Source organism: Aurantimonas sp. DM33-3 (assembly GCF_014334315.1).
In the GTDB taxonomy this organism is placed as follows: Bacteria; Pseudomonadota; Alphaproteobacteria; order Rhizobiales; family Rhizobiaceae; genus Aurantimonas; species Aurantimonas coralicida.
The window spans coordinates 85,013-106,104 of the sequence record NZ_JACSGS010000003.1 but is presented as its reverse complement, the minus strand read 5'-3'; the positions used below and the strand labels follow the sequence as shown (position 1 = coordinate 106,104).

The 21,092-nt window shown below is 67.7% G+C and carries 20 protein-coding genes; 10 read left to right on the top strand and 10 right to left on the bottom strand.

The window, feature by feature from the left end; genetic code table 11:
- Positions 1-6 precede the first annotated feature (6 nt).
- A complete protein-coding gene (locus H9Q09_RS05495) occupies positions 7-1,638 on the bottom strand; it encodes an acyl-CoA synthetase (RefSeq protein ID WP_187390230.1) in 1,632 nt (543 codons plus the stop codon).
- Positions 1,639-1,732: 94 nt separating this feature from the next.
- Positions 1,733-2,491 (bottom strand): sulfite exporter TauE/SafE family protein, encoded by a 759-nt coding sequence (locus H9Q09_RS05490; protein ID WP_187390229.1) that lies wholly within the window; start codon positions 2,489-2,491, stop codon positions 1,733-1,735.
- 235 nt (positions 2,492-2,726) lie between these two features.
- Between H9Q09_RS05490 and H9Q09_RS05485 the strand changes: the two genes are divergently transcribed.
- The 8 genes from H9Q09_RS05485 to H9Q09_RS05450 all read left to right on the top strand — a co-directional run bounded on the left by H9Q09_RS05485 (position 2,727) and on the right by H9Q09_RS05450 (position 10,191).
- Positions 2,727-3,380, top strand: coding sequence for a thiamine phosphate synthase (locus H9Q09_RS05485; RefSeq protein WP_187390228.1), 654 nt, complete (start codon positions 2,727-2,729; stop codon positions 3,378-3,380).
- A complete protein-coding gene (locus H9Q09_RS05480) occupies positions 3,377-4,441 on the top strand; it encodes a tetratricopeptide repeat protein (protein ID WP_187390227.1) in 1,065 nt (354 codons plus the stop codon). The genes H9Q09_RS05485 and H9Q09_RS05480 overlap by 4 nt, the downstream gene beginning before the upstream one ends.
- 205 nt (positions 4,442-4,646) lie before the next feature.
- Positions 4,647-5,210 carry an elongation factor P gene (gene efp, locus H9Q09_RS05475; RefSeq protein ID WP_187390226.1) on the top strand — a complete coding sequence of 188 codons (564 nt, stop codon included), beginning with the start codon at positions 4,647-4,649 and terminating at the stop codon, positions 5,208-5,210.
- Between the two features lie 70 nt (positions 5,211-5,280).
- The gene (locus tag H9Q09_RS05470; RefSeq protein WP_187390225.1) at positions 5,281-6,102 is read left to right on the top strand and encodes an inositol monophosphatase family protein; all 822 of its coding nucleotides are present in this window, start codon (positions 5,281-5,283) and stop codon (positions 6,100-6,102) included.
- A 173-nt stretch (positions 6,103-6,275) separates the two neighbouring features.
- Positions 6,276-7,325, top strand: coding sequence for a MotA/TolQ/ExbB proton channel family protein (locus H9Q09_RS05465; protein WP_024348896.1), 1,050 nt, complete (start codon positions 6,276-6,278; stop codon positions 7,323-7,325).
- A 2-nt stretch (positions 7,326-7,327) separates the two neighbouring features.
- Positions 7,328-8,356, top strand: coding sequence for a peptidoglycan -binding protein (locus H9Q09_RS05460; RefSeq protein ID WP_187390224.1), 1,029 nt, complete (start codon positions 7,328-7,330; stop codon positions 8,354-8,356).
- Between the two features lie 187 nt (positions 8,357-8,543).
- On the top strand, positions 8,544-9,785 hold the full coding sequence (locus tag H9Q09_RS05455) for a PQQ-dependent sugar dehydrogenase (RefSeq protein WP_246716023.1): 1,242 nt from the start codon (positions 8,544-8,546) through the stop codon (positions 9,783-9,785).
- Between the two features lie 70 nt (positions 9,786-9,855).
- A complete protein-coding gene (locus tag H9Q09_RS05450; RefSeq protein WP_040325272.1) occupies positions 9,856-10,191 on the top strand; it encodes a cytochrome c in 336 nt (111 codons plus the stop codon).
- A gap of 94 nt (positions 10,192-10,285) precedes the next feature.
- Here the strand turns inward: H9Q09_RS05450 and H9Q09_RS05445 are convergent, their stop codons facing one another.
- Complete coding sequence (locus H9Q09_RS05445) at positions 10,286-12,091, bottom strand: ABC transporter transmembrane domain-containing protein (protein ID WP_187390457.1); 1,806 nt, start codon at positions 12,089-12,091, stop codon at positions 10,286-10,288.
- 230 nt (positions 12,092-12,321) lie between these two features.
- Between H9Q09_RS05445 and rpmE the strand changes: the two genes are divergently transcribed.
- On the top strand, positions 12,322-12,543 hold the full coding sequence (gene rpmE / locus H9Q09_RS05440) for a 50S ribosomal protein L31 (RefSeq protein ID WP_024348891.1): 222 nt from the start codon (positions 12,322-12,324) through the stop codon (positions 12,541-12,543).
- Positions 12,544-12,668: 125 nt separating this feature from the next.
- Here the strand turns inward: rpmE and H9Q09_RS05435 are convergent, their stop codons facing one another.
- From H9Q09_RS05435 to H9Q09_RS05405, 7 genes are all read right to left on the bottom strand, one after another.
- Positions 12,669-12,836 carry a hypothetical protein gene (locus tag H9Q09_RS05435; protein ID WP_169513613.1) on the bottom strand — a complete coding sequence of 56 codons (168 nt, stop codon included), beginning with the start codon at positions 12,834-12,836 and terminating at the stop codon, positions 12,669-12,671.
- A 1-nt stretch (position 12,837) separates the two neighbouring features.
- Positions 12,838-14,154: an amidase family protein gene (locus tag H9Q09_RS05430; RefSeq protein WP_187390222.1), complete on the bottom strand. Its 1,317-nt coding sequence runs from the start codon at positions 14,152-14,154 to the stop codon at positions 12,838-12,840.
- A 7-nt stretch (positions 14,155-14,161) separates the two neighbouring features.
- A complete protein-coding gene (locus H9Q09_RS05425) occupies positions 14,162-15,580 on the bottom strand; it encodes a TRAP transporter large permease subunit (protein ID WP_187390221.1) in 1,419 nt (472 codons plus the stop codon).
- Positions 15,577-16,161, bottom strand: coding sequence for a TRAP transporter small permease subunit (locus H9Q09_RS05420; RefSeq protein ID WP_024348888.1), 585 nt, complete (start codon positions 16,159-16,161; stop codon positions 15,577-15,579). The genes H9Q09_RS05425 and H9Q09_RS05420 overlap by 4 nt, the downstream gene beginning before the upstream one ends.
- A gap of 74 nt (positions 16,162-16,235) precedes the next feature.
- Positions 16,236-17,396, bottom strand: coding sequence for a TRAP transporter substrate-binding protein (locus tag H9Q09_RS05415; protein WP_024348887.1), 1,161 nt, complete (start codon positions 17,394-17,396; stop codon positions 16,236-16,238).
- A gap of 429 nt (positions 17,397-17,825) precedes the next feature.
- A complete protein-coding gene (locus H9Q09_RS05410; protein WP_187390220.1) occupies positions 17,826-18,833 on the bottom strand; it encodes an NAD(P)-dependent alcohol dehydrogenase in 1,008 nt (335 codons plus the stop codon).
- 160 nt (positions 18,834-18,993) lie between these two features.
- The gene (locus tag H9Q09_RS05405; protein ID WP_246716022.1) at positions 18,994-19,545 is read right to left on the bottom strand and encodes a DUF1465 family protein; all 552 of its coding nucleotides are present in this window, start codon (positions 19,543-19,545) and stop codon (positions 18,994-18,996) included.
- A 388-nt stretch (positions 19,546-19,933) separates the two neighbouring features.
- Here H9Q09_RS05405 and H9Q09_RS05400 point away from each other — a divergent pair, with 388 nt between their 5' ends.
- Positions 19,934-20,941 carry an NAD(P)H-quinone oxidoreductase gene (locus H9Q09_RS05400; RefSeq protein ID WP_187390218.1) on the top strand — a complete coding sequence of 336 codons (1,008 nt, stop codon included), beginning with the start codon at positions 19,934-19,936 and terminating at the stop codon, positions 20,939-20,941.
- The last annotated feature ends 151 nt before the right edge of the window (positions 20,942-21,092 follow it).

Below are 21,092 nucleotides of genomic sequence, written 5' to 3'. Positions count from 1 at the left end.
CCATTCTCAGCCGATCGCCTTGCGCAGCACGTATTTCTGGATCTTGCCGGTCGAGGTCTTGGGGACCTCCTGGAAGCGGATCTCCTTGGGGCATTTGAAGCGCGCCAGCCGCTCGCGGCAATGGGCGATGAGATCGGCCTCGGTGACGCTGCGGCCGGGCTTCAGCTCGACGAAGGCCAGCGGCGTCTCGCCCCATTTCTCGTCCGGCTTGGCGACCACCGCGGCGGTCGCGACATCCGGGTGCTGGTAGAGCGCGTCCTCGACCTCGATGGAGGAGATGTTCTCGCCGCCCGAGATGATGATGTCCTTGGCGCGGTCCTTCAGCTCGATATAGCCGTCCTCGTGCAGGACGCCGAGATCGCCGGAATGGAACCAGCCGCCGCGGAACGCCTCGGCGGAGGCCTCGGGGTTCTTCAGATAGCCGCGCATGACGATGTTGCCGCGGAACATGACCTCGCCGATGGTCTCGCCGTCGGCCGGGGTCTTCTCCATCGTCTCCGAATGCATCACCGCCAGATCCTCCAGCGCCGGATAGCGCACGCCCTGGCGCGCCGTCTGGGCGGCGCGGGCCGGGCCGTCGAGGGCGTTCCACTCGTCCTTCCATTCGTTGACCACGGCGGGGCCGTAGGTCTCGGTCAGGCCGTAGAGATGGGTGACCTCGAAGCCGGCGTCGCGCATGCCCGACAGCACCGATTGCGGCGGCGGGGCCGCGGCGGTGTTGAAGGTGACGGTCTGGTCGAAGTCGCGCTTGTCGCCGGCATCGGCGTTGATCAGTGTCGCCATGACCACCGGCGCGCCGCACAGATGGGTGACGCCGTGATCGGCGAGGGCGTCGAACATCGCCTTCGCCCGGACCCAGCGCAGGCAGACATGGGTGCCGGCCTGAACCGCGAGGGTCCAGGGGAAGCACCAGCCGTTGCAGTGGAACATCGGCAGCGTCCACAGATAGACCGGATAGCGGCCCATGCCGGAGGCGATGACATTGGCGTAGCCCATCAGTGCGGCGCCGCGATGGTGGTAGACAACGCCCTTGGGATTGCCGGTGGTGCCGGAGGTGTAATTGAGCGAGATGGCGTCCCACTCGTCGTTGGGCATGTGCCAGACATAGTCCGGGTCGCCCTCGGCGACGAGCGCCTCGTATTCCAGGCTGCCGATGGCCGGTCCCTTGGCGACCGGGGCGTCGGCGGGGAAATCCGGATCGTCGTAGTCGACGACGAGGGGCGTGACCTTGGCCTTCCTCAGCGCCTCGGCCATGACGCCGGAGAATTCGCGATCGACCAGCACGACCCTGGCTTCGGAATGGTCGAGCTGGAAGGCGATGATGTCGGCGTCGAGGCGGGTGTTGATGGACAGGAGCACGGCCCCGGTCATGGGCACGCCGTGATGGGCCTCGAGCATGGCCGGCGTGTTGGACAGCATCACCGCGACGGTGTCGCCGCGCGCAATGCCGCGCCGTTCCAGCGCCGAGCCGAGGCGGCGCGAGCGCGCGTAGAACTCGGCATAGGTCCGCCGCAGTGCGCCGTGGATGATGGCGACCCGGTCCGGATGCACCAGCGCCGCGCGGGCCAGGTGGCTGAGCGGCGTCAGCGGCTGGTAATTGGCCGCGTTGCGATCGAGATGCTCGTCGTAGATGCCCATGTGTTTCGTCCCGAACTCCCCCGTTTGGGGCTGTTCTATAGAAGATCGGGAGGCGCGCGTCACGGCGGATTGCGCGGAACGCCGGCAGAGGGCCCTAGAAGAACAGCGCCCGGGCGCCGTCGACGATGAGCTTCAGGCCGACCGGCACCAGCACCATGTAGGCGATCCAGTAGAAGGCCTTCGGGTCGACGCGGCGCACCAGCCAGACGCCGGCAAGCGTGGCGACCGGCGCCAGCGGCATGAGCACCGCCGAGGTCGCCAGATTGTCGGCCGAGAACTGGCCGAGCAGGAAATAGGGGATCAGCTTGACGGCATTGGTGGAGGCGAAGAACAGCACCGACGTGCCGGCATAGACCGGCGGCGGCAGGCGCAGCGGCATGACCGCGACCTGGAAGGGCGGGCCGCCGGCATGGCTGACGAAGCTGGAGAAGCCGGCGATGGCGCCCCAGCTCAGGCTCTTGGCGGTGTTGCGCGGCCGTGGCTCGAGCTGATGGCGCGAGCGCCAGAACCACTCGGCGGCGAACCACAGCGCCAAAAGGCCGATGACGAGGCGGATGCCGTCGGCGGAGACCATGGTGGCGGTGAGATAGCCGAGAAGGACGCCGCCGAAGGAGGCCGGCAGCATGATGGCGATGACGCGGCGGTCGAAGGTGCCGCGCCAGGCGACGAGGCCGACGATGTCCATGGCCACCAGCACCGGCAGCATGATCGCCGCGGCGGTGACCGGCGAGATGACGACGGCCATGAGCGGGACGCCGACCAGCGTCAGCGCGCCACCGAAGCCACCCTTGGCAAGGCCGACGAGAAACACCGCGGGGATCGCGACGAGATAGAACAGCGGGTCGGTGATCACGCGGCGGACGGCTTCCGGTCGGAGTCGGCAAACGAAGGTGCCGCAGGAGTAGAACCGTCACACCGCCATGGCAACTGTGGGCCATGGCGGCATCCGGCGAGATGCGCCGGGGCATCGGCAGTGGGCGCGGCCGCGGCACGGCGGATGTTTCCCACCCGGCGAGTGATTTGCTAAAGCCTTTCGCGAAACCGCCGACACGACGATCGGCGCCCGACATGCAAGGTCAAGATTTTCGATGGACACCGAATACATCCGTCCCCGGCTCGTACTCCTGACCACGCCGCTCGGCGACGCTGATGCCGTGACGGCCGTGCAGGCCGCGCTTGCCGGCGGCGACGTCGCCTCGGTCATTCTCGACCCGGCCGGCCGCGACGCCGTCTCCTTCCAGAACCTTGCCGAGAAGCTGGTGCCGATCATCCAGGCGGCCGGCGCCGCGGCGATCGTCGCCGACGACACCCAGTGTGCCGGCCGCGTCCAGGCCGACGGCATTCACCTGACGTCGGGCGATCCGGCCGAACTGGGCGAGGCCATGGAGCGCTTCGCGCCGAAGCTGATCGTCGGCGCCTCGGGCTTCGAGACCCGGCACGACGCGCTGGAAGCCGGCGAGCTGCGCCCCGACTACTTGATGTTCGGCCGGTTCGGCGGCGACGTCGATCCGAACCCGCATCCCAAGAGCATCGCCATGGGCGAATGGTGGGCGGAGATCGTCGAACTGCCCTGCATCGTCCTGGCCGGTTCGGACATCGAGAGCGTGGTGGAGGCCGCGGCGACACGGGCCGAGTTCATCGCCCTGTCGGCTGCCGTCTTCGCCCAGCCGGATGCGGCGGGCGAGATGGTGGCGCGGGCCAATAGCCTGATCGACGCCTGGTTCGAAAGCGCGGCCGCATGAGAGCGCCCGAACGAGCGGCCGGCGGGCGGCTTGTCCTTCTAGCGGGCCTGGCGGCGCTGATCATCGGCGCCGGGCCGGCCCGGGCCCAGAGCGACGATGCGCCGGCTGAGGCCGCGGCGGCCGAACCGGCTACGCTGGACCAGGGCACGCTGACCGAGGGCGCGCAGGGCGAGGCGCTGCCGGTGCCCGCGGAGGTCGCGCCCAAGGCGCCGCCGGCCGAAGGCCAGCAGCCGTCCCCCAGCGATCTCGCCTACGGCGCCTATCAGCGCGGCTTCTACCTGACGGCGCTGAAGCTGGCCGAGCCGATCGCCAATCTCGGCGACCCGGCGGCGCAGACGCTGCTCGGCGAAATCTATTCGCGGGCACTCGGCGTGCCGCAGGATCTGCAGAAGGCGGCGCACTGGTACGAGGCGGCGGCCAAGGCCGGCAGCGCCGAGGGCCAGTTCCGCTTCGCGCTGATGCTGCTCGACGGGACCGTGGTCGCCTCGGACATCGCCAAGGCGCGCGACCTGATGGCGGCGGCGGCCGAGCAGGGCCTGCCGCTGGCCCAGTACAATTACGCCCAGATGATCGTCCAGGCCTCGCCCTCGGGCGGCTTCGAGGAGGCTTTCGGCTATTTCCAGAAGGCCGCCAATGCCGGCGTCGCCGACGCCCAATACGCCATGTCGCAGCTCTATGAATATGGCCGCGGCGTGCAGGCCGACAGTGCCGTGGCGCGCAAATGGCTGCGGGCGGCGGCGATCAACGGCCTCGGCGCGGCACAGGTGGAATTCGGCATCTGGCTGATCAACGGCAAGGGCGGTCCGCCGCAGCTCGAGGACGGCTTCCGCTTCCTCAAGCGGGCGGCCGACCGGGGCAATCCCATCGCCATCAACCGGGTGGCGCATCTCTACAAGGATGGGGTGGGAACGGCGCCGGACCGGCTGCAGGCGGCGAAATGGGCGGTGCTGGCCAAGCGGGTGGAAAACTCCGACCCGACCCTCGACGACTTCTTCCGCGGGCTCGATCCGCAGACCCAGAAGTCGGCCCTGGAGGCGGCCAACCGGTTCCGTTTGCGCTGAGCGGGACAGCCGAAACCCGCCACGAGGCTTGAATGGCGGGGTAAATTATGGTCTTGAGCCCCGACCCGCAGAGATCGTCAGACGAAGGCATGGAGCCCGGCACCGGCCGGCCGCCCCCTTCCGGCGAGCGAGCCTGCCGATCAATAACGCTGCCGCTGCCGTGCGACCGGATCGTCGCCGACGCGAGAACCCTTCGAGAGCATCGATGAAGATCAACGGAAACGAAATTCGCCCCGGCAACGTCATCGAGCACAATGGCGGCCTGTGGGCGGCGGTGAAGACCGCCCATGTGAAGCCCGGCAAGGGCGGCGCCTTCGCCCAGGTCGAGCTGAAGAACCTGATCGACGGCACCAAGCTGAACGAGCGCTTCCGCGCCTCCGAGACCGTCGAGCGCGTCCGCCTGGAGCAGAAGGACTACCAGTTCCTCTACGCCGAGGGCGAGATGCTGGTGTTCATGGATACCGAGACCTACGAGCAGCTGGAGCTCCAGAAGGACTTCGTCGGCGAGCGCACGGCCTTCCTGCAGGACGGCATGATGGTCACGGTGGAAAGCCACGAGGACAAGCCGATCGGCATCAAGCTGCCCGACCAGGTGGTGCTGGCGATCGTCGAGGCCGACCCGGTGGTCAAGGGCCAGACCGCGGCCTCGTCCTACAAGCCGGCGGTGATGGAGAACGGCATGCGCGTGATGGTGCCGCCGTTCATCGAGACCGGCGAGCGCATTCTCGTCGACACCAACGAGATCACCTATCTGCGCCGCGCCGACTGAGGCTGAGCCCGAGATTTCCTGACGGCGGCCGCCATCCGGGCGGCCCACTCTTATTCGACGAAAGCAGACGATGGCCCGATCCGCGCTTCTCCATGTGATGACGCAGGCCGCCATGAAGGCCGGCCGTTCCCTGATCCGCGACTTCGGCGAGGTGCAGAACCTGCAGGTCTCGATGAAGGGACCGGCGGATTTCGTGTCCAATGCCGACCGGCGGGCCGAGGAGATCGTCCACCAGGAACTGTCGCGGGCGCGCCCGGACTGGGGCTTCCTGATGGAGGAGCGCGGCGTCGTCGAGGGCAACGACCCGCAGCACCGCTGGATCGTCGACCCGCTGGACGGCACCACCAACTTCCTGCACGGCATTCCGCAATTCGCCATCTCGATCGGCCTCGAGCGTGACGGCCAGATCGTCGCCGGCGTGGTGTTCAACCCGGCGATGGACGAGCTCTACACGGCGGAGAAGGGCGGCGGTGCCTTCGTCAACGACCGGCGCCTGCGGGTCGCGGCCCGCAAGTCGCTGGCGGAAGCGCTGTTCGGCACCGGCACGCCGTTTCTCGGCCATGGCGACCATGCCGGCTATCTGTACGAGCTGCGCCAGATCATGGGCGAGACCTCGGGCGTGCGCCGCATGGGCGCGGCCTCTCTCGACATGGCCTATGTGGCGGCCGGCCGGCTCGACGGCTTCTGGGAGCGCAAGCTGAAGCCCTGGGACGTGGCCGCCGGTTCGATCCTGGTGCGCGAGGCGGGCGGCTTCATCAGCGGCATGAACGGCGCCAAGTTCGACCACGAGATCGGCGACGTGATCTGCGGCAACGAGTTCATGCGCAAGGCGCTGAGCGACCAGATTGCCCTGGCCGAGCGCAAGCGCACGGCCGCCGCCCAGAACGGCTGAGACGACCGCGGCCGTATCGTCGGCCGGGGCAGACGGCCGGGGACGGCTGGCGGGGCGCCGTAACGGGCGTTTAAAAGAGCCGCATTATTCCTTACCTTGCCTTATGGTTCGAGTGAACGCGGGCAGCGGGGTCCGTGCCGTGGACCCGAACCGGCGGAGTTGATTGGAACGCGATGCAGGTCTTCAGATCGTCTACGGACAACACCGGGCGGCCGGATGATTTCGATCCGAACCGGCTGTCGAGCCCCATGGTCTTCCTGTGGTCGATGCTGGTGTTCCTGGCGCTGGCCTCCTTCGTGGCGGCAATCCTCGGCCGGCAGATCTCCACCGCCTTCGCCACCAATCCCGGGCTGAACGGCCTGATCATCGGCGTTCTGGCCGTCGGCATCCTGCTGGCCTTCCTGCAGGTGCTGCGGCTGTCGCGCGAAGTCCGCTGGGTCAACGCCTTCCGCGAGGGCTCGTCGGATTTCGACCGGCTGAAGGACCCGGTGCTTTTGGCGCCGATGCGCGGCCTGATCGGCCGCCGGCGCTCGATCTCGCTGTCGACCCATTCGATGCGCTCGATCCTCGATTCGATCGCCACGCGCCTCGACGAGACCCGCGACATCGCCCGCTACCTGATCGGCCTCCTGGTCTTCCTCGGCCTGCTCGGCACGTTCTGGGGCCTGTTGCGCACCATCGGCTCGATCGGCGCGACCATCCAGGGCCTCGATCCGGCCGCCGGCGACACCGCCAGCGTCCTCGACGCGTTGAAGGCGGGCCTCGCCGCGCCGCTGTCGGGCATGGGCACGGCGTTTTCCTCGTCGCTGTTCGGCCTGTCCGGCTCGCTGGTGCTCGGCTTTCTCGACCTGCAGGTCGGGCGGGCGCAGAACCGGTTCTATACCGAGCTGGAAAACTGGCTGTCCTCGGTGACCGATGTCGGCTCCGACATGGTGCTGCCGCCGACGGGCGAGGGGGCGCAGGTCGCCGCCGGCGGTTCGGAGCAGTTGCGGCAATTGTCCGAGCAGATCGACAAGATCGCCAAGGACCAGACCACGACACCGCGCACCAGCGCCGCCATGGCCAATCTGGCCGAGAGCATCCAGGGCCTCGTCACCCACATGCGCAGCGAGCAGCAGATGCTGCGCGACTTCGTGGAGACCCAGGCCGGTGAGCAGCGCGAGTTGCGGCAGGTGCTGGACCGGCTCGCCGGCAGTCTCGGCGACAAGCGCAAGGAACCCTAGCCATGGCGCTGTCGCGCAACCGCAGGAGCGATCGGTCGGTCGATTACTGGCCGGGCTTCGTCGATGCGCTGTCGACGCTGCTGCTGGCGATCATGTTCCTGCTGTCGGTGTTCGTGCTGGCGCAGTTCCTGCTCAGCCGCGAGATCACCGGCAAGGACGAGGTGCTCGACCGGCTGAACAGCCAGATCAACGAGCTGACGCAGCTGTTGGCGCTGGAGCGCTCGACCACCCAGGACAACGAGGACCAGATCGCCAATCTGCGGGCCTCACTCGCCGGCATCGAGGAGGAGCGCTCGCGCCTGCAGGAGGCGCTGGAATCGGGATCGGGCTCGGCCGCCGCCGCCTCGGCCCGGGTCGAGGGCCTGCAGACGGCGCTCAGCGAGGAGCAGGAGCTGTCGCAGCGGGCCCGCTCGCAGGTGGAACTGCTCAACCGGCAGCTTGCCGCCCTGCGCCAGCAGATCGGCGCCCTGGAGCGGGCGCTGGAGGTGTCGGAGAGCCGCGACGCGGAAAGCCAGACCAAGATCGCCGATCTCGGCCGGCGCCTGAACGTGGCGCTGGCCCAAAGGGTACAGGAGCTGTCGCGCTACCGCTCGGACTTCTTCGGCCGGCTGCGCGAGATCCTGTCGGATCGCGAGAACATCCGCATCGTCGGCGACCGCTTCGTGTTCCAGTCGGAAGTGCTGTTCCCCTCGGGCTCGGACGTCCTGCAGGAGGAAGGCACCGACGAGATGGCCAAGCTCGCCGAGGCGATCGTCGCGCTCAACCGCGAGATCCCGTCGGACATCAACTGGATCATCCGGGTCGATGGGCACACCGACAATGTGCCGATCTCCGGCGGCCGGTTCGAGGACAATTGGGAGCTGTCGACCGAGCGCGCCGGCGCGGTGGTCAAGTATCTGATCAGCCAGGGGGTGCCGCCCGAGCGGCTGGCGGCGACTGGCTTCGGCGAATACCAGCCGATCGATCCCGAGAACACGCCCGAGGCCCGCGCCCGCAACCGGCGCATCGAGTTCAAGCTGACCGAACGCTGAGCCGGCGCGCCCCGCGCGCCGCCGCAAAGCCTGCGACCTTGCGGCGCGCTGCGGCGGAGCGAACTGCCGCGCTGCGTGATTGACCTTGTCGCGACCCCCATGCCAGCATCCTGCCCGAGGGGAAGGGCACCCCCTCCACAACGATCGCGCCCAGCGCGGCAGGGGAGGAAACATGCACAGGATCCTGATGAGCACGGTCGCCGTGTTCGCACTCATGGCGGTGTCGCCGGCGGCGGCGCAATCCGACGACAACATGAAGAAGCTGCAGGGCATGCAGTCGACCGGCACATCGATGGACTTCCAGACCATCGACCAGACCGGCGAATATGCCGATCAGCTGCGCAAGAACCTGGAAGCGATCACGCTGCCGGACGGCTTCGAGATCTCGCTGTTCGCGGTGGTCCCTGACGCCCGCCACATCGCCGTCGGGCCGCAGGGCGTCGCCACCTTCGTGGGCACCCGCAAGCAGACCGTCTGGGCGATCACCGACCGCGACCGTAACCGGGTGGCCGACGAGGTGAAGCAGTTCGCCCCGTCGATCGACTTCACCATCCCGAACGGCGTCTGCTTCTCCGATGACGGCTTCCTGTTCATCGCCGAGCAGAACCGGGTGCTGGTGCTGCCGGCCGCCGAGTTCTTCTACGAGAGCCCGGACGTGGCCGTCGGCGTGGTGGTGGACAAGGGCGAGCTGATTCCGGCCGCCGAGGAATCCTTCAACCACACCGCCCGCGTCTGCCGGATCGGGCCGGACAACAAGCTCTATGTCTCGCTCGGCCAGCCCTACAACGTGCCGCCCGAGGAGAAGAGCGACCTCTACAAGCGCGAGGGCATCGGCGGCATCGTGCGGATGGAGCGTGACGGCAGCGGCCGCGAGGTCTACGCCACCGGCGTGCGCAATTCGGTCGGCATGGACTTCAACCCGGACAATGGCGAGCTGTGGTTCACCGACAACCAGGTCGACGGTATGGGCGACGACATCCCGCCGGGCGAGCTGAACCGGGCGACCGCAGCCGGCCAGGATTTCGGCTTTCCCTGGTATGGCGGCGGCAGCGTGCGCACCAACGAGTACAAGAACGCCGAGATCCCGGCCGACGTGGTGATGCCGGAGGTCGAGATGGACGCCCATGCGGCCGATCTGGGCATGACCTTCTATGACGGCGACAGCTTCCCGCGGAAATATCGCGGCGGCATCTTCTCGGCCCAGCACGGCTCGTGGAACCGGACCGACCCGATCGGCGCGCGGGTGATGTTCACCTCGCTCAACGAGGACGGCTCGGCCAAGGAGACGGAAGTCTTCGCCGACGGCTGGCTGTCGGACAGCGGCGAATATATCGGCCGTCCGGTGGACGTGGCGACGCTGAAGGACGGCTCGCTGCTGGTCTCCGACGATCTGGCCGGCGCGATCTACCGGATCGCCTACACCAAATAGGCGCCTGACACGCCGACAGGGCCGCGCCGGGACATCGGCGCGGCCCGCCACCCTCCAGACGGATAACCCCATGACCACGTTTTTGCCGCGCGGCCTTGCCGCAGCGCTGCTCGTTCTCGCCACCCCCGCCGCCATGGCCGCCGATCTGGCGGCCGGCAAGGAGAAGGCGGCGATGTGCGCCACCTGCCACGGCCTCGACGGCGTGGCGACGGCGCCGGACGCGCCGAACATCGCCGGCGACAGCGCCTTCTATCTCGTCGAGCAGCTCAAGGCGTTCCGCTCGGGCGCGCGCCAGCACCAGCAGATGTCGATCATCGCACAGGGGCTGGAAGACGACGACATCGCCGATCTCGCCGCCTGGTATGCGGCGATCGAGGTGACCGCGACCATGCCCGAGGTGGATTAGCCGGGACGCCAGCCCTCGGGGTGTACGGTCCCGGCAAGGGCGAGACGGCTCGCCTGGATGGGACGCGGCGCTGCCGTGCGCCGAGTCTGCGCTGCTATTCGGCGGCGCCGAGCATCGCGTCGGTGCGGCCGGCCTCGAACTGCAGGCGGGCGAGACGGGCATAGATGCCGTCCTTGGCGATGAGCGAGGCGTGGGTGCCTTCCTCGACGATCTGGCCGCCGTCGAGGACGAGGATGCGGTCGGCCTTCAAGACCGTGGCGAGGCGATGGGCGATGACCAGCGTCGTGCGGCCCTCCATCAGCTTTTCCAGCGCCCGCTGAACGAGGATCTCGCTTTCGGCGTCGAGGGCGGAGGTCGCCTCGTCGAGGAGCAGGATCGGCGCGTCGCGCAGGATCGCCCGGGCGATCGCCACGCGCTGGCGCTGGCCGCCCGACAGGGTAATGCCGCGCTCGCCGATGACCGTGTCGTAGCCGTCCTGCATGGCCTCGATGAAGCCTTCGGCCAGCGCCGAGCGGGCCGCCGAGACCACTTGCGGGCGCGACGCGTCCGGATCGCCGAAGCCGATGTTCTCGGCGGCGGTCGCGGCGAAGATGGTCACGTCCTGGGGGACGAGGGCGATGCGGCTGCGCAGCTCTTCGAGATCAGCCGCGCGCACGTCGACGCCGTCGATCAGGACGCGGCCGGCATCGGGGTCGTAGAAGCGCTCGATCAGCGAGAAGATGGTCGACTTACCGGCGCCGGACGGCCCGACAATGGCGACGGTCTCGCCATGCTTCACGGTGAAGGACAGATCGTGGACCGTCGAGACGTCGGGCCGCGTCGGATAGGCGAAGCTGACCCGGTCGAAGACGACCTCGCCGCGCGCCGGCCGGGGCAGGGCGACGGGATCTGCGGGCGAGCGGATGGCCGGTTCCTCGGCCAGGAGCTCGGACAGGCGCTCGGCGGCGCCGGCGGCCTGGGCGATCTCGCCCCAGACCTCCGAGAGCTGGCCCACAGCGCCTGCGGCGAAGACGGCGTAAAGCAGGAACTGGCCGAGCGTGCCGCCGCTCATGGTGCCCTCGGTGACCTGCTGGGCGCCGATCCACAGGACGGCGATGATCGAGGAGAAGATCAGGAAGATGGCGAAGGCGGTGAGGAAGGCGCGGGCGCTGACCGAGGCGCGGGCGGCCTGGAAGGCGCGGTCGACGGCGGCGGCGAAGCGGTTGCTGGTGGCGGTCTCGCTGGTGAAGGCCTGGACGGTGCGCACGGCGCCGATCGCCTCGGTGGCATAGGCGGTGGCATCGGCCAGCGTGTCCTGGGCGTAGCGCGAGCGGCGGCGCACGGAACGGCCGAAGGCGACCAGCGGCACGATGATGACGGGAATCGCGGCGATGACGATCAGCGACAGGCCGGGGCTGGTGATGACCATCATGACCACGGCGCCGATGAACAGGATGGCGTTGCGCAGGGCCAGCGACGCGGTGGCGCCGACAACGGACTTGATCTGGGTGGTGTCGGCGGTCAGGCGCGAGACGATCTCGCCGGTCAGCGCCCGGTCGTAGAAGCCCGGCGACAGCCGCGTGACCCGGGAGAAGACATCCTTGCGCAGATCCGCCACGACGCGCTCGCCCAGCGTGATGACGAAATAGTAGCGGCCGGCGCTGGCGATCGCGAGAACGGCGGCCAGGACCACCAGCATGGCGAAATAGGTGTCGATGAAGGCGGTGCTGGGCGCGTCGAAGCCCTTGTCGATCACCCGGCGCACGGCAAGCGGCAGGGAGAGCGTGGTGAGGGCCGACAGCGACAGGAAGAAGATCGCGCCGGCGACCTTGGCCTTGTAGCGCTTCAGATAGGGAATCAGCCGGGCGAGGGGCTTCAGGTCTCGGCGCTTGCGTTCGGCTTCGCGCTCGCCGGCTGTCATCTGGCGCAAGCCCGCCTCCAGTCATTCTCGCAGTTCATGGGCCCGCCGCGCACACCGCGACGGGAATGGTCTCCGGCTCTTGTGCCGATAGGTGCCCTCATGTATAGGCTCGTCCTCGAATTTGAAAGCGATCGCGCTTTCCAACTCCGCGACATCGAGACCTGCAGGCGGCCCTGTCCGCAGCTGTGTCGGTTTGGCGGGGATCCGGCCAGACCCAAGGATCGAAGGCGATGAAAGACAAAATCCACCCGGACTACCACACGATCACCGTCGTGATGACCAATGGCACCGAGTATCAGACCCGGTCGACCTGGGGTTCTGACGGCGACAAGATGAATCTCGACATCGATCCGACCAGCCATCCGGCCTGGACCGGCGGCAACCAGCAGCTGCTGGACCGTGGCGGTCGCGTGTCGCGCTTCAAGAAGCGGTACGAAGGCCTCGGCATGTAAGACGCCGACACGGCGTCGACATGAAAAAAGCCCGGCCATCGTGCCGGGCTTTTTGCTGTCTGGGGTCCGGAAGTGTCGCGCGGCGGGGCCGCGCGACGGTGTGCTGTCGCCGCGCGCGATGCGCGTCAGGGCTTCGGCGTCGGATCGTGGAAGAACAGGTCGTAGCCGGCCAGCAGCACGGTCGCCAGGAGCACCAGGCCGAGATCCGGCGACGGCACGTGGACGATGAGAATCAGCAGGAAGGCGCACAGGACGGCGTAGGCCACCAGCGACAGCTTGCGTTCCAGTGTCATGTCAGGCGCTCCCGTTGGTCAGTTGCGTTTCGAGCCAGTGCGCGGTGCGCAGAAGCCGGCCGTCCTCGCCGCGCCGGCCGACGAGCTGGACGCCGATGGGCTGGCCATCGGGGGTCTCCAGCAGCGGCAGCGTCACCGAGGGCACCCCGAGGAACGTCCACAGGGCATTGAACACGTTCTCGCCCTCCGGCGCCACGCCGGGCCGGGACGGGCCGATGGCGGCGGGGGTGAGGATGGCGTCGCAGCGCGACAGCACCGCCTCCAGCCCCGCATAGAGCACTGAGCGCCAGTCGAGGGCGGCGAGGTAGTCGCGGGCGAGGATGGCGTCGCCCTGTTCCAGGAGGGCCGTCAGCTCGGGCGAGACGGCGCCGGGATAGCGTTGGCGCGTGCCGAAGAGGTTCTTGGCGGCCTCGGCCAGCCGGACCCGCTCGGCATGGATCAGTCCGTCGGCGAAGATATCCGGCAGATCGGCGTCGAAGCAGCGCTCGCCGAGTTCGCTCGCGACCTCGCCGATGCCTTCCTGGGTGAGTGGATCGGCGCGGTCCCACCAGGGCGTGCGCACGATCGCCAGCGTCGGCACGACGGGCGGCGTCATGCCTGCCTGGGCAAGGAGCTGCGGATGCGGCGTCGCCTCGGTCGAGGGATCGGCCAGATCGTTGCCGAACAGGCATTCGGCCAGAAGCGCGACGCCGGAGATGCTGCGGGCGCAGACGCCCGGGGCGTCGAGGCTAGGCGCCACGTCGCGGACACCGCGGCGCGGGATCGCGCCGAAGGTCGGGGTATAGCCGGTGATGCCGCTGGCCGAGGCGGAGCGGATCAGCGCACCGTCGCCCGCCATGCCGACGCCGAAGGACACGGCACCGCGGGCGACCGCCGTGACGCAGCCGTCGATGCCGGTGGCCGGGGCATCGGTGTCGGTCGACTGGACCGCAGGGCCGATGCCGAGTTCGCGTACCGCGGTCTTGCCGGCGATGAGCGCGCCGGCCGAGCGCAGGCGCTCGACGATGGCGGAATCGGCTTCCGGCACGCGGCCGGTGAAGGGGGCGAAGCCGGCGATGGCCGGCATGCGCGCCGCGTCGATCATGTCGTCGACCGCGACCGGCAGGCCGTGCAGCGCGCCGATCGAGCGCAGGCGCCCCCGCTGGGTGTCGAGATGGACGCCCTGGCGGCGGGCGAAATCGGCATCGAACCAGGCGAAGGCGGCGGCCGCCGCCGGATCGCTTTCCACCCTGGCGGCGGCGCCGTCGGCGACCTCCGCCGCGCGCGCGGCGCCCCCTGCCAGCCGCTCGCGCAGGTCGAGCGGCGGCAGGTCGATCAACGAACTCCTAGCGGCCATAGAAGACTTCCGGGAGGTAGTAGACCGACTGCGGGACGAGATAGACCACCGCCATCGCCAGGAACACCATCATCAGGAAGGGCAGGACGCCCTTGAAGATGTCGGTCAGCTTCACGTCCGGCGGCGCGATGCCCTTCAGGTAATAGGCCGACATGGCCATGGGCGGCGTCAGGAACGAGGTCTGCAGGTTCAGGGCGACCAGGATGCCGAAGAACAGCGGATCGATGCCGAACATTTCCAGGAGCGGCAGGAAGATCGGCACGAAGATGATGATGATCTCCGACCATTCCAGCGGCCAGCCGAGCAGGAAGATGATCAGCTGGGCCAGCAGCAGGAACTGCAGCGGCGTCAGGTCGAGCCCGCGGACGAACTCGGAGATCACCTGCTCGCCGCCGAGATAGGAGAACACCGAGGAGAAGATGTAGGAACCGACGAAGAGCCAGCAGACCATCGCCGTGGTGCGGACCGTCAGATAGACGGATTCGCGCAGCCGCTGGAAGGTGAGGGCCCGGTAGCCGACGGCCAGCAGGATGCCGCCGAGGGCACCGATCGCCGCCGCCTCGGTCGGCGTGGCGAGGCCGAACAGGATCGAGCCGAGAACGGCGAGGATCAGGAAGGCCAGCGGCAGGAACGACGTCAGGATCATGAAGGTCAGCCGCAGGAACGGCACGTCCGGCACCTCGTCCTTCGTCGGGCGCGGGGCGGCGCTCGGCTGCAGGATGGAGCGTCCGACGATGTAGACGAGATAGAGGCCGACGAGGATCAGGCCCGGCAGCAGGGCGCCGGCATAGAGCCGCACGATGGAGACGCCGGAGGCCGCCGCATAGACGATCAGCATGATCGAAGGCGGGATCAGGATGCCGAGCGTGCCGCCGGCGCAGATGATGCCCGAGGCGAAGGACTTGTCGTAGCGCGCGTTCAGCATCGCCGGCAGGGCGAGAAGGCCCATCAGCGTGACGACGGCGCCGACGATGCCGGTGGCCGTGGCGAAGAGGGCGCAGGTGATCAGCGCCGCAACGCCCATCGAGCCCGGCATGTTCTTGGACGCGATGTTGAGCGTCGTGAACAGGCGGTCGACGATGTTGGCGCGTTCGACGATGTAGCCCATGAACAGGAACAGCGGGACGGCCGTCAGCACCTCGTTCGCCATCACCGTATAGGTCTGGTTGATGAACAGGTCGAAGACCGTGTTGCTGAAGAACCCGTCTATCCAGAGCGTGAAACTGTCCCAGCTAGAGGCCAGCTCGTCGAGCCGGTTGTAGCTGCGCCACATGCGGTTGGGGTCGAAATAGGCGTAGTAGCCGAAGCCGATACCCATCGCCATGAGGGTGAAGGCGATCGGAAAGCCGAGGAAGACGAGGAAGATAAACAGCCCCAGCATCAACAGGGCGAGTTGCGGGTCACTCATGGATGGGCATCTCTCTCGGCCGCGGTCGCCTTGTTGAGGACGGTGTCCTCGGTTTCCTGAACGTCTTCCTCGGGCCGGATCCATTCACCGCCACGGATGCACTGGATGCAGCGCATCATCTCGGCAATGCCCTGGATGAAGAGGAGGATGCCGGCGGCGACGATGACGGTCTTGAACTGGTAGATCGGAATGCCGGCCGGGCTGTTGACGCTGACCTCGCCGTAGCGCCAGGAGCGCGCGGCGTATTTCCAGCCGGCCAGGATCAGCGCCGTGACGCCGGGAAAGAAGAAGAAGACGTAGAGCACCAGGTCGACCATGGCCTGGGTGCGGGGCTTCCACATCCGGTACAGGAAGTCGCCGCGGACATGGCCGCTACGCGACAACGTATAGGCGCCGCCCATCATGAAGAGCGTGCCGTACATGATGAAGGAGACGTCGAGGGCCCAGGGGGTCGGCGATCCGAGGACGTATCGCACAAAGACCTCGTAGCTCGTCCCGAACGTCATGAGAATGATCAGCCAGGCAAAGGCCTTGCCGAAAGCTGCCGACAGGGCGTCGGCAAAACGAATGAATGCGATCATGGACTCCCGATCCTCGTACAGAAATGTCCGGCGGTATCAGCCGCCGGACATTCCGTTCTTCGACGCAGCCGGCGTCAGCTCGGCAGCTTGCCCGGGAAGAAGAAGTTGTAGGCCAGACGGTAATCCGGCGAGTTGAGCAGCTCGTAATAGGAGACGCGCTCAACCCATTCGCGCTGGCTGTCGAGGATCTTCTTGAAGAAGGTGTCTTCCTCGAGCCCGACGATCAGCTGCTTCCAGGCTTCCAGCTGGGCTTCCAGGATCTCCGGCGGAGTCTGGCGGACCGTCACCCCGTCGACGTCCTGCAGTTCCTGCAGGTCCTTGGAATATTCGTTGAGGGCGAGCGCCGTGTTGGCCGTGGAGGCCGCCTCGACGCTGTATTCCATGATGGCCCGCAGGTCGTCGTCGAGATCCTCCATGAAGTCCTTGTTGAACAGGAACTCGAAGGCCTCGCTCGCCTGGTGGTAGGAGCCGAGATAGTAGTTCTTGGCCACGTCCTGCGCACCGAAGCGACGGTCGGAGGAGGGGTTGTTGAACTCGAAGGCGTCGATGACGCCGCGCTCCATTGCCGGGACGATTTCACCGCCCGGAAGCTGGGCGACGCTCATGCCCATGGACTGCATCAGATCGGCAGCCAGACCCACGGTGCGGTACTTGAAGCCCTCGATGTCGGCGACCGAGTTGACCGGCTCCTTGAACCAGCCGAAGGGCTGTGCCGGCATCGGGAAGCCCATCATGCCGATGACGTTCAGGCCCATGACGTCCTGGGTCAGCTCCTTGTAGAGCTCGCTGCCGCCGCCCTGGTAGAACCACGACAGCATGGTGGTCGGGTTGCCGCCGAAGACCGGGCCGGTGCCGAACAGCGAGGCGGCCTTGTTCTTGCCGTACCAGTAGGCCGACACCGAATGGGCAGCATCGATGACGCCGTCATTGACCGCGTCCATCACCTGGAAGGCGGCGACAACGGCGCCGGCCGGCAGGAGATCGATCTTGAGGCGGCCGCCGGACATGGTCTCGACGCGCTCGACATATTGCCGGGCGAAATCCATCCAGATGTCCGAGGCCGGCCAGGACGTCTGCATCTTCACGACCAGCGGCGACTGGGCCAGCACGGCCGGCGCAGCGAGAGTGCCGGCAGCCGCTCCCGCAGCAACGACGCCACCCCTCAGGAACTTGCGGCGAGAAACGCCGTCATTCGACTTGGACAGGCTCTCAACGTTGTTATTGCGGCGCAGCATTATCTACTCCTCCCTTATGAAATCACTCGGAATGACCTGTTGCCTCCCAGCGCGAGCAAGATTGCCGATTAAAAACTCCACGTCAATCAAGGTGGAAGATGGCCGTCTTGAGCAGCCGCTCATGTGAGGAAGGCCGCGCGCCGGGCGGGACCGGCCGATCGCGGGGTGGCGGCAAGGCGCAACGGCGCTGCAGCAGGTGGAGCAGTCGCAAGCCAATGGTTTGCAAGGGGTTGAGTGCGATTTACGTTTACGGAAGAGGCAGGTCCGGGCGCGCCGGGGCGCGAATCCGGCGGGGCCTGCGCGCGCCGTTGCGGGCTGCGATCACGATGGCGGGAAACGCTGCGCCGGCCGCGCCGGGCCACAAGATGAGACCAAAGTCTAACGCGCCGGGCGGTGCAAAACGCGCCGCCCGGCCGTGGCGATCGGCGCCTAGAATTCCAGGCAGATCTTGCCGAAATGCGCGCCCGATTCCTCGTGGCGGAAGGCGTCGGCGATGTCCTCCAGCGCGAAACTGCGGTCGATGACCGGCTTCAGGCCGATGGCGTCGATGGCGCGGACCATGTCCATCTGGTGCCGCCGGCTGCCGACGATGAGCCCCTGCAGGCGCTGGTGCTTGGCCATCAGGGCGGCAGTCGGCACTTCGCCGGCGCGCCCGGTGAGGACGCCGATGAGGGCAATGTGGCCGCCGATGCGACAGGCGGTGATCGACTGCGGCAATGTGCCCGGGCCGCCGACCTCGATGACGTGGTCGACGCCGCGGCCGTCGGTGAGGTCGAGGACGGTCTGTCCCCAGCTCTCGTCGCGCTTGTAGTTGATCGTGTGGTCGGCGCCCATCTCGCGCAGCCGCTTCAGCTTCTCGTCGGAGGAGGAGGTGGCGATGACGCGGGCCCCCATCAGCCGGGCGAATTGCAGGGCGAAGATCGAGACGCCGCCGGTGCCCAGCACCAGCACGGTGTCGCCGGCCTTGATGCCGCCATCGACGACGAGGGCACGCCAGGCTGTGAGGCCGGCGGTGGTCAGGGTGGCCGCTTCCGCGTGGCTGAAACCCTTCGGCGCATGGGTGAACCAGGTGGCGGGACGCACGACCTCCTCGCGGGCATAGCCGTCGACGCCGTCGCCGGGCGTGGTCTTGAAGTCGGCCACCGGTGGTTCGCCGTCGAGCCAGAGCGGGAAGAAGGTCGAGACGACATGGTCGCCGACGGTGAACTCGCTGACGCCGTCGCCGACGGCCTCCACGGTGCCGGCGCCGTCGGACATGGGGATGCGGCCGTCCTCTGTCGGCATGCGGCCGCTGACGACGCCGTAATCGTGGAAATTGAGGGAGCTGGCGCGAATCCGCACGCGGATTTCGCCGGGACCGGGCGCGCCCGGTGCGTCGCGCTCGACGAGGTGCAACTGGTCGAGGCCGCCGGGCTTGCTGAGTTGGATCACGCGCATCGCGTTGTCTCCTGGGTTCGCTGGAAGGGGTGGGGAGCGAACGCAAGGAGGCGAGGGCGGTTGCGGCTTGGCGGCGAACACACCGTCGCCTGCGTCGCAGGAAGGCGGGCCGTGGACCCGCAGGACGAGGCGATCGGCGTTCGCCGACCGCGGGTAGCGGTCAGCCGTGGAAGGCGGTCTTCAGAAGGTCGATCTGTTCGCCGACGGGATTGCGCGCGGCGTGCTCCGGCTCGGCGGCGTTCTCGCCATAGATCTCGCGATCCAGCATGGCGATGCGGCGCTCCAGCATGAGGGCGCGTTCGACGAGATCGCGGAAGGCGTCCGGCAGTTCGCCGTAATTCGGCGAGTCCTTGGCGCTGCCGAGGCCTTCGAGACGGACCTTGACCTTCTCGGCCTCGACCTGGGCGCGCGACATGTCGCCCTGGTTGGCGGCGCGCTGGAGCAGCAGCCAGGAGGCGACCTGCATCAGCCGGGTGGTCAGGCGCATGGATTCGGCGGCGTAGAGCGTGGTGCCGTGCTTGGACAGCGCCTTCGCCTCGACCCGGCCGGCGCCGTCGAGATAGATCGCCGTCTCGTCGACCAGGGCCATGCCCTGGTTGAACAGCGGCTGGAAGGAGCGCGAGAAGGCCAGATGCTCGGCGAGCCGGATCGTGCGGTCGCCGTCCGATGTGCCGTTGGATTGGATCGTCATCGAGCCGAATTCACTCCCCATCGCGGACACCTTTTCGCACTGCCAGAATCGGTCGGACCGCGAACAGGGCGCGATCGTCGAACGAGAACAGGGTGCGTCCGTTACCAAGGCTTTGCAAGCGAGGGCGCTGGACAAGGTTAATTGCTGTTAAGCAAGCGCGGCAGGGGCAGGACGGTTCCGCCGGTCTGTCAAAAAAAGGGGCCGCGTGAGCGGCCCTTCAGGAGTTTTCAACAGGGAGGCGTCAAACGGGGCGGAAACCGCTCCGTCTATCCATCAATCCGGCGTTCCTTCAATCTGGACTGATCTCAGTTAAACCCCGGAAACCTTACTCAGGGCTTAACGGTGGTTCGCTTTCGTAGGAATTTCTCTACGTTTCGTGGCGTCGGCCAACACGGAGAACACGCAGACCATGACGATTCCCCAGGACATGCAGGCAGCCCTTCTCGACGGATTCGGCGGACCCGAGGTGCTGAAGCCCGGCACGCGGCCGGTGCCGAAGCCGGCCGCCGGCGAGGTGCTGGTGGCGGTGGCCGCGGCCGGGGTGAACCGACCGGACGTGATGCAGCGCCAGGGGATGTATCCGGCGCCGGCCGACGCGCCGGACTGGCCGGGCCTCGAGATCGCCGGCACCGTCGTGGCGCTGGGCGAGGGCGCCAGCCGCTTTGCCGTCGGCGACCGGGTGATGGCGCTGGTGCCGGGCGGCGGCTATGCCGAATACGCGACCGTTGCCGAAGTGAACGCGATCCCGGTGCCGACATCGCTGTCGATGATCGAGGCGGCCGGCGTGCCGGAAACCTATTTCACCGTCTGGCACAACGTCTTCCAGCGGGCCAAGCTGACGGCGGGCGAGAGCTTCCTTGTCCATGGCGGCACGTCGGGCATCGGCACGACGGCGATCCAGCTGGCGAAGCATTTCGGGGCGCGGGTGTTCGCCACGGCTGGCAGCGACGACAAGTGCCGGGCGGCCGAATCCCTCGGCGCCGAGGCCTGCATCAACTACCGCACGCAGGATTTCGTCGAGGCGCTGCGCGAGAAGACCGATGGCAAGGGCGTCGACGTGATCCTCGACATGGTCGGCGGCGAGTACACGCCGCGCAACCTGCAGCTGGCGGCCGAGGACGGGCGGATCGTGCAGATCGCCTTCCTGAAGGGGCCGAAGGCGCAGATCGACCTGACGCCGCTGATGCGCAAGCGCCTGACCTTCACCGGCTCGACCCTGCGCAACCGGCCGGTGAGCTTCAAGGCGGTGATCGCGTCGGAGCTGACGGAGCAGGTCGTGCCGCTACTGGAAGCGGGGACGGTGAAGCCGCTGATCGACGAGGTCTATCCGCTGGAGAAGGCCGCCGATGCGCACCGCCACATGGACGAGGATCACATCGGCAAGATCATCCTGACGACGCGCCATCTGGAAAGCTGAGCGCGTCGCGGCGGCCCCTGCCGGGTCGCCGCACGGGAAATCCGGCGATTTCCTTGCACCAATATGGCTAACGGCCTATAAGGGCGCCCGAATTCCCGTACATGTGGTGAGTATCCACGGCCGGCCCTTCCGGGGCAGGCACTTAGGAGGA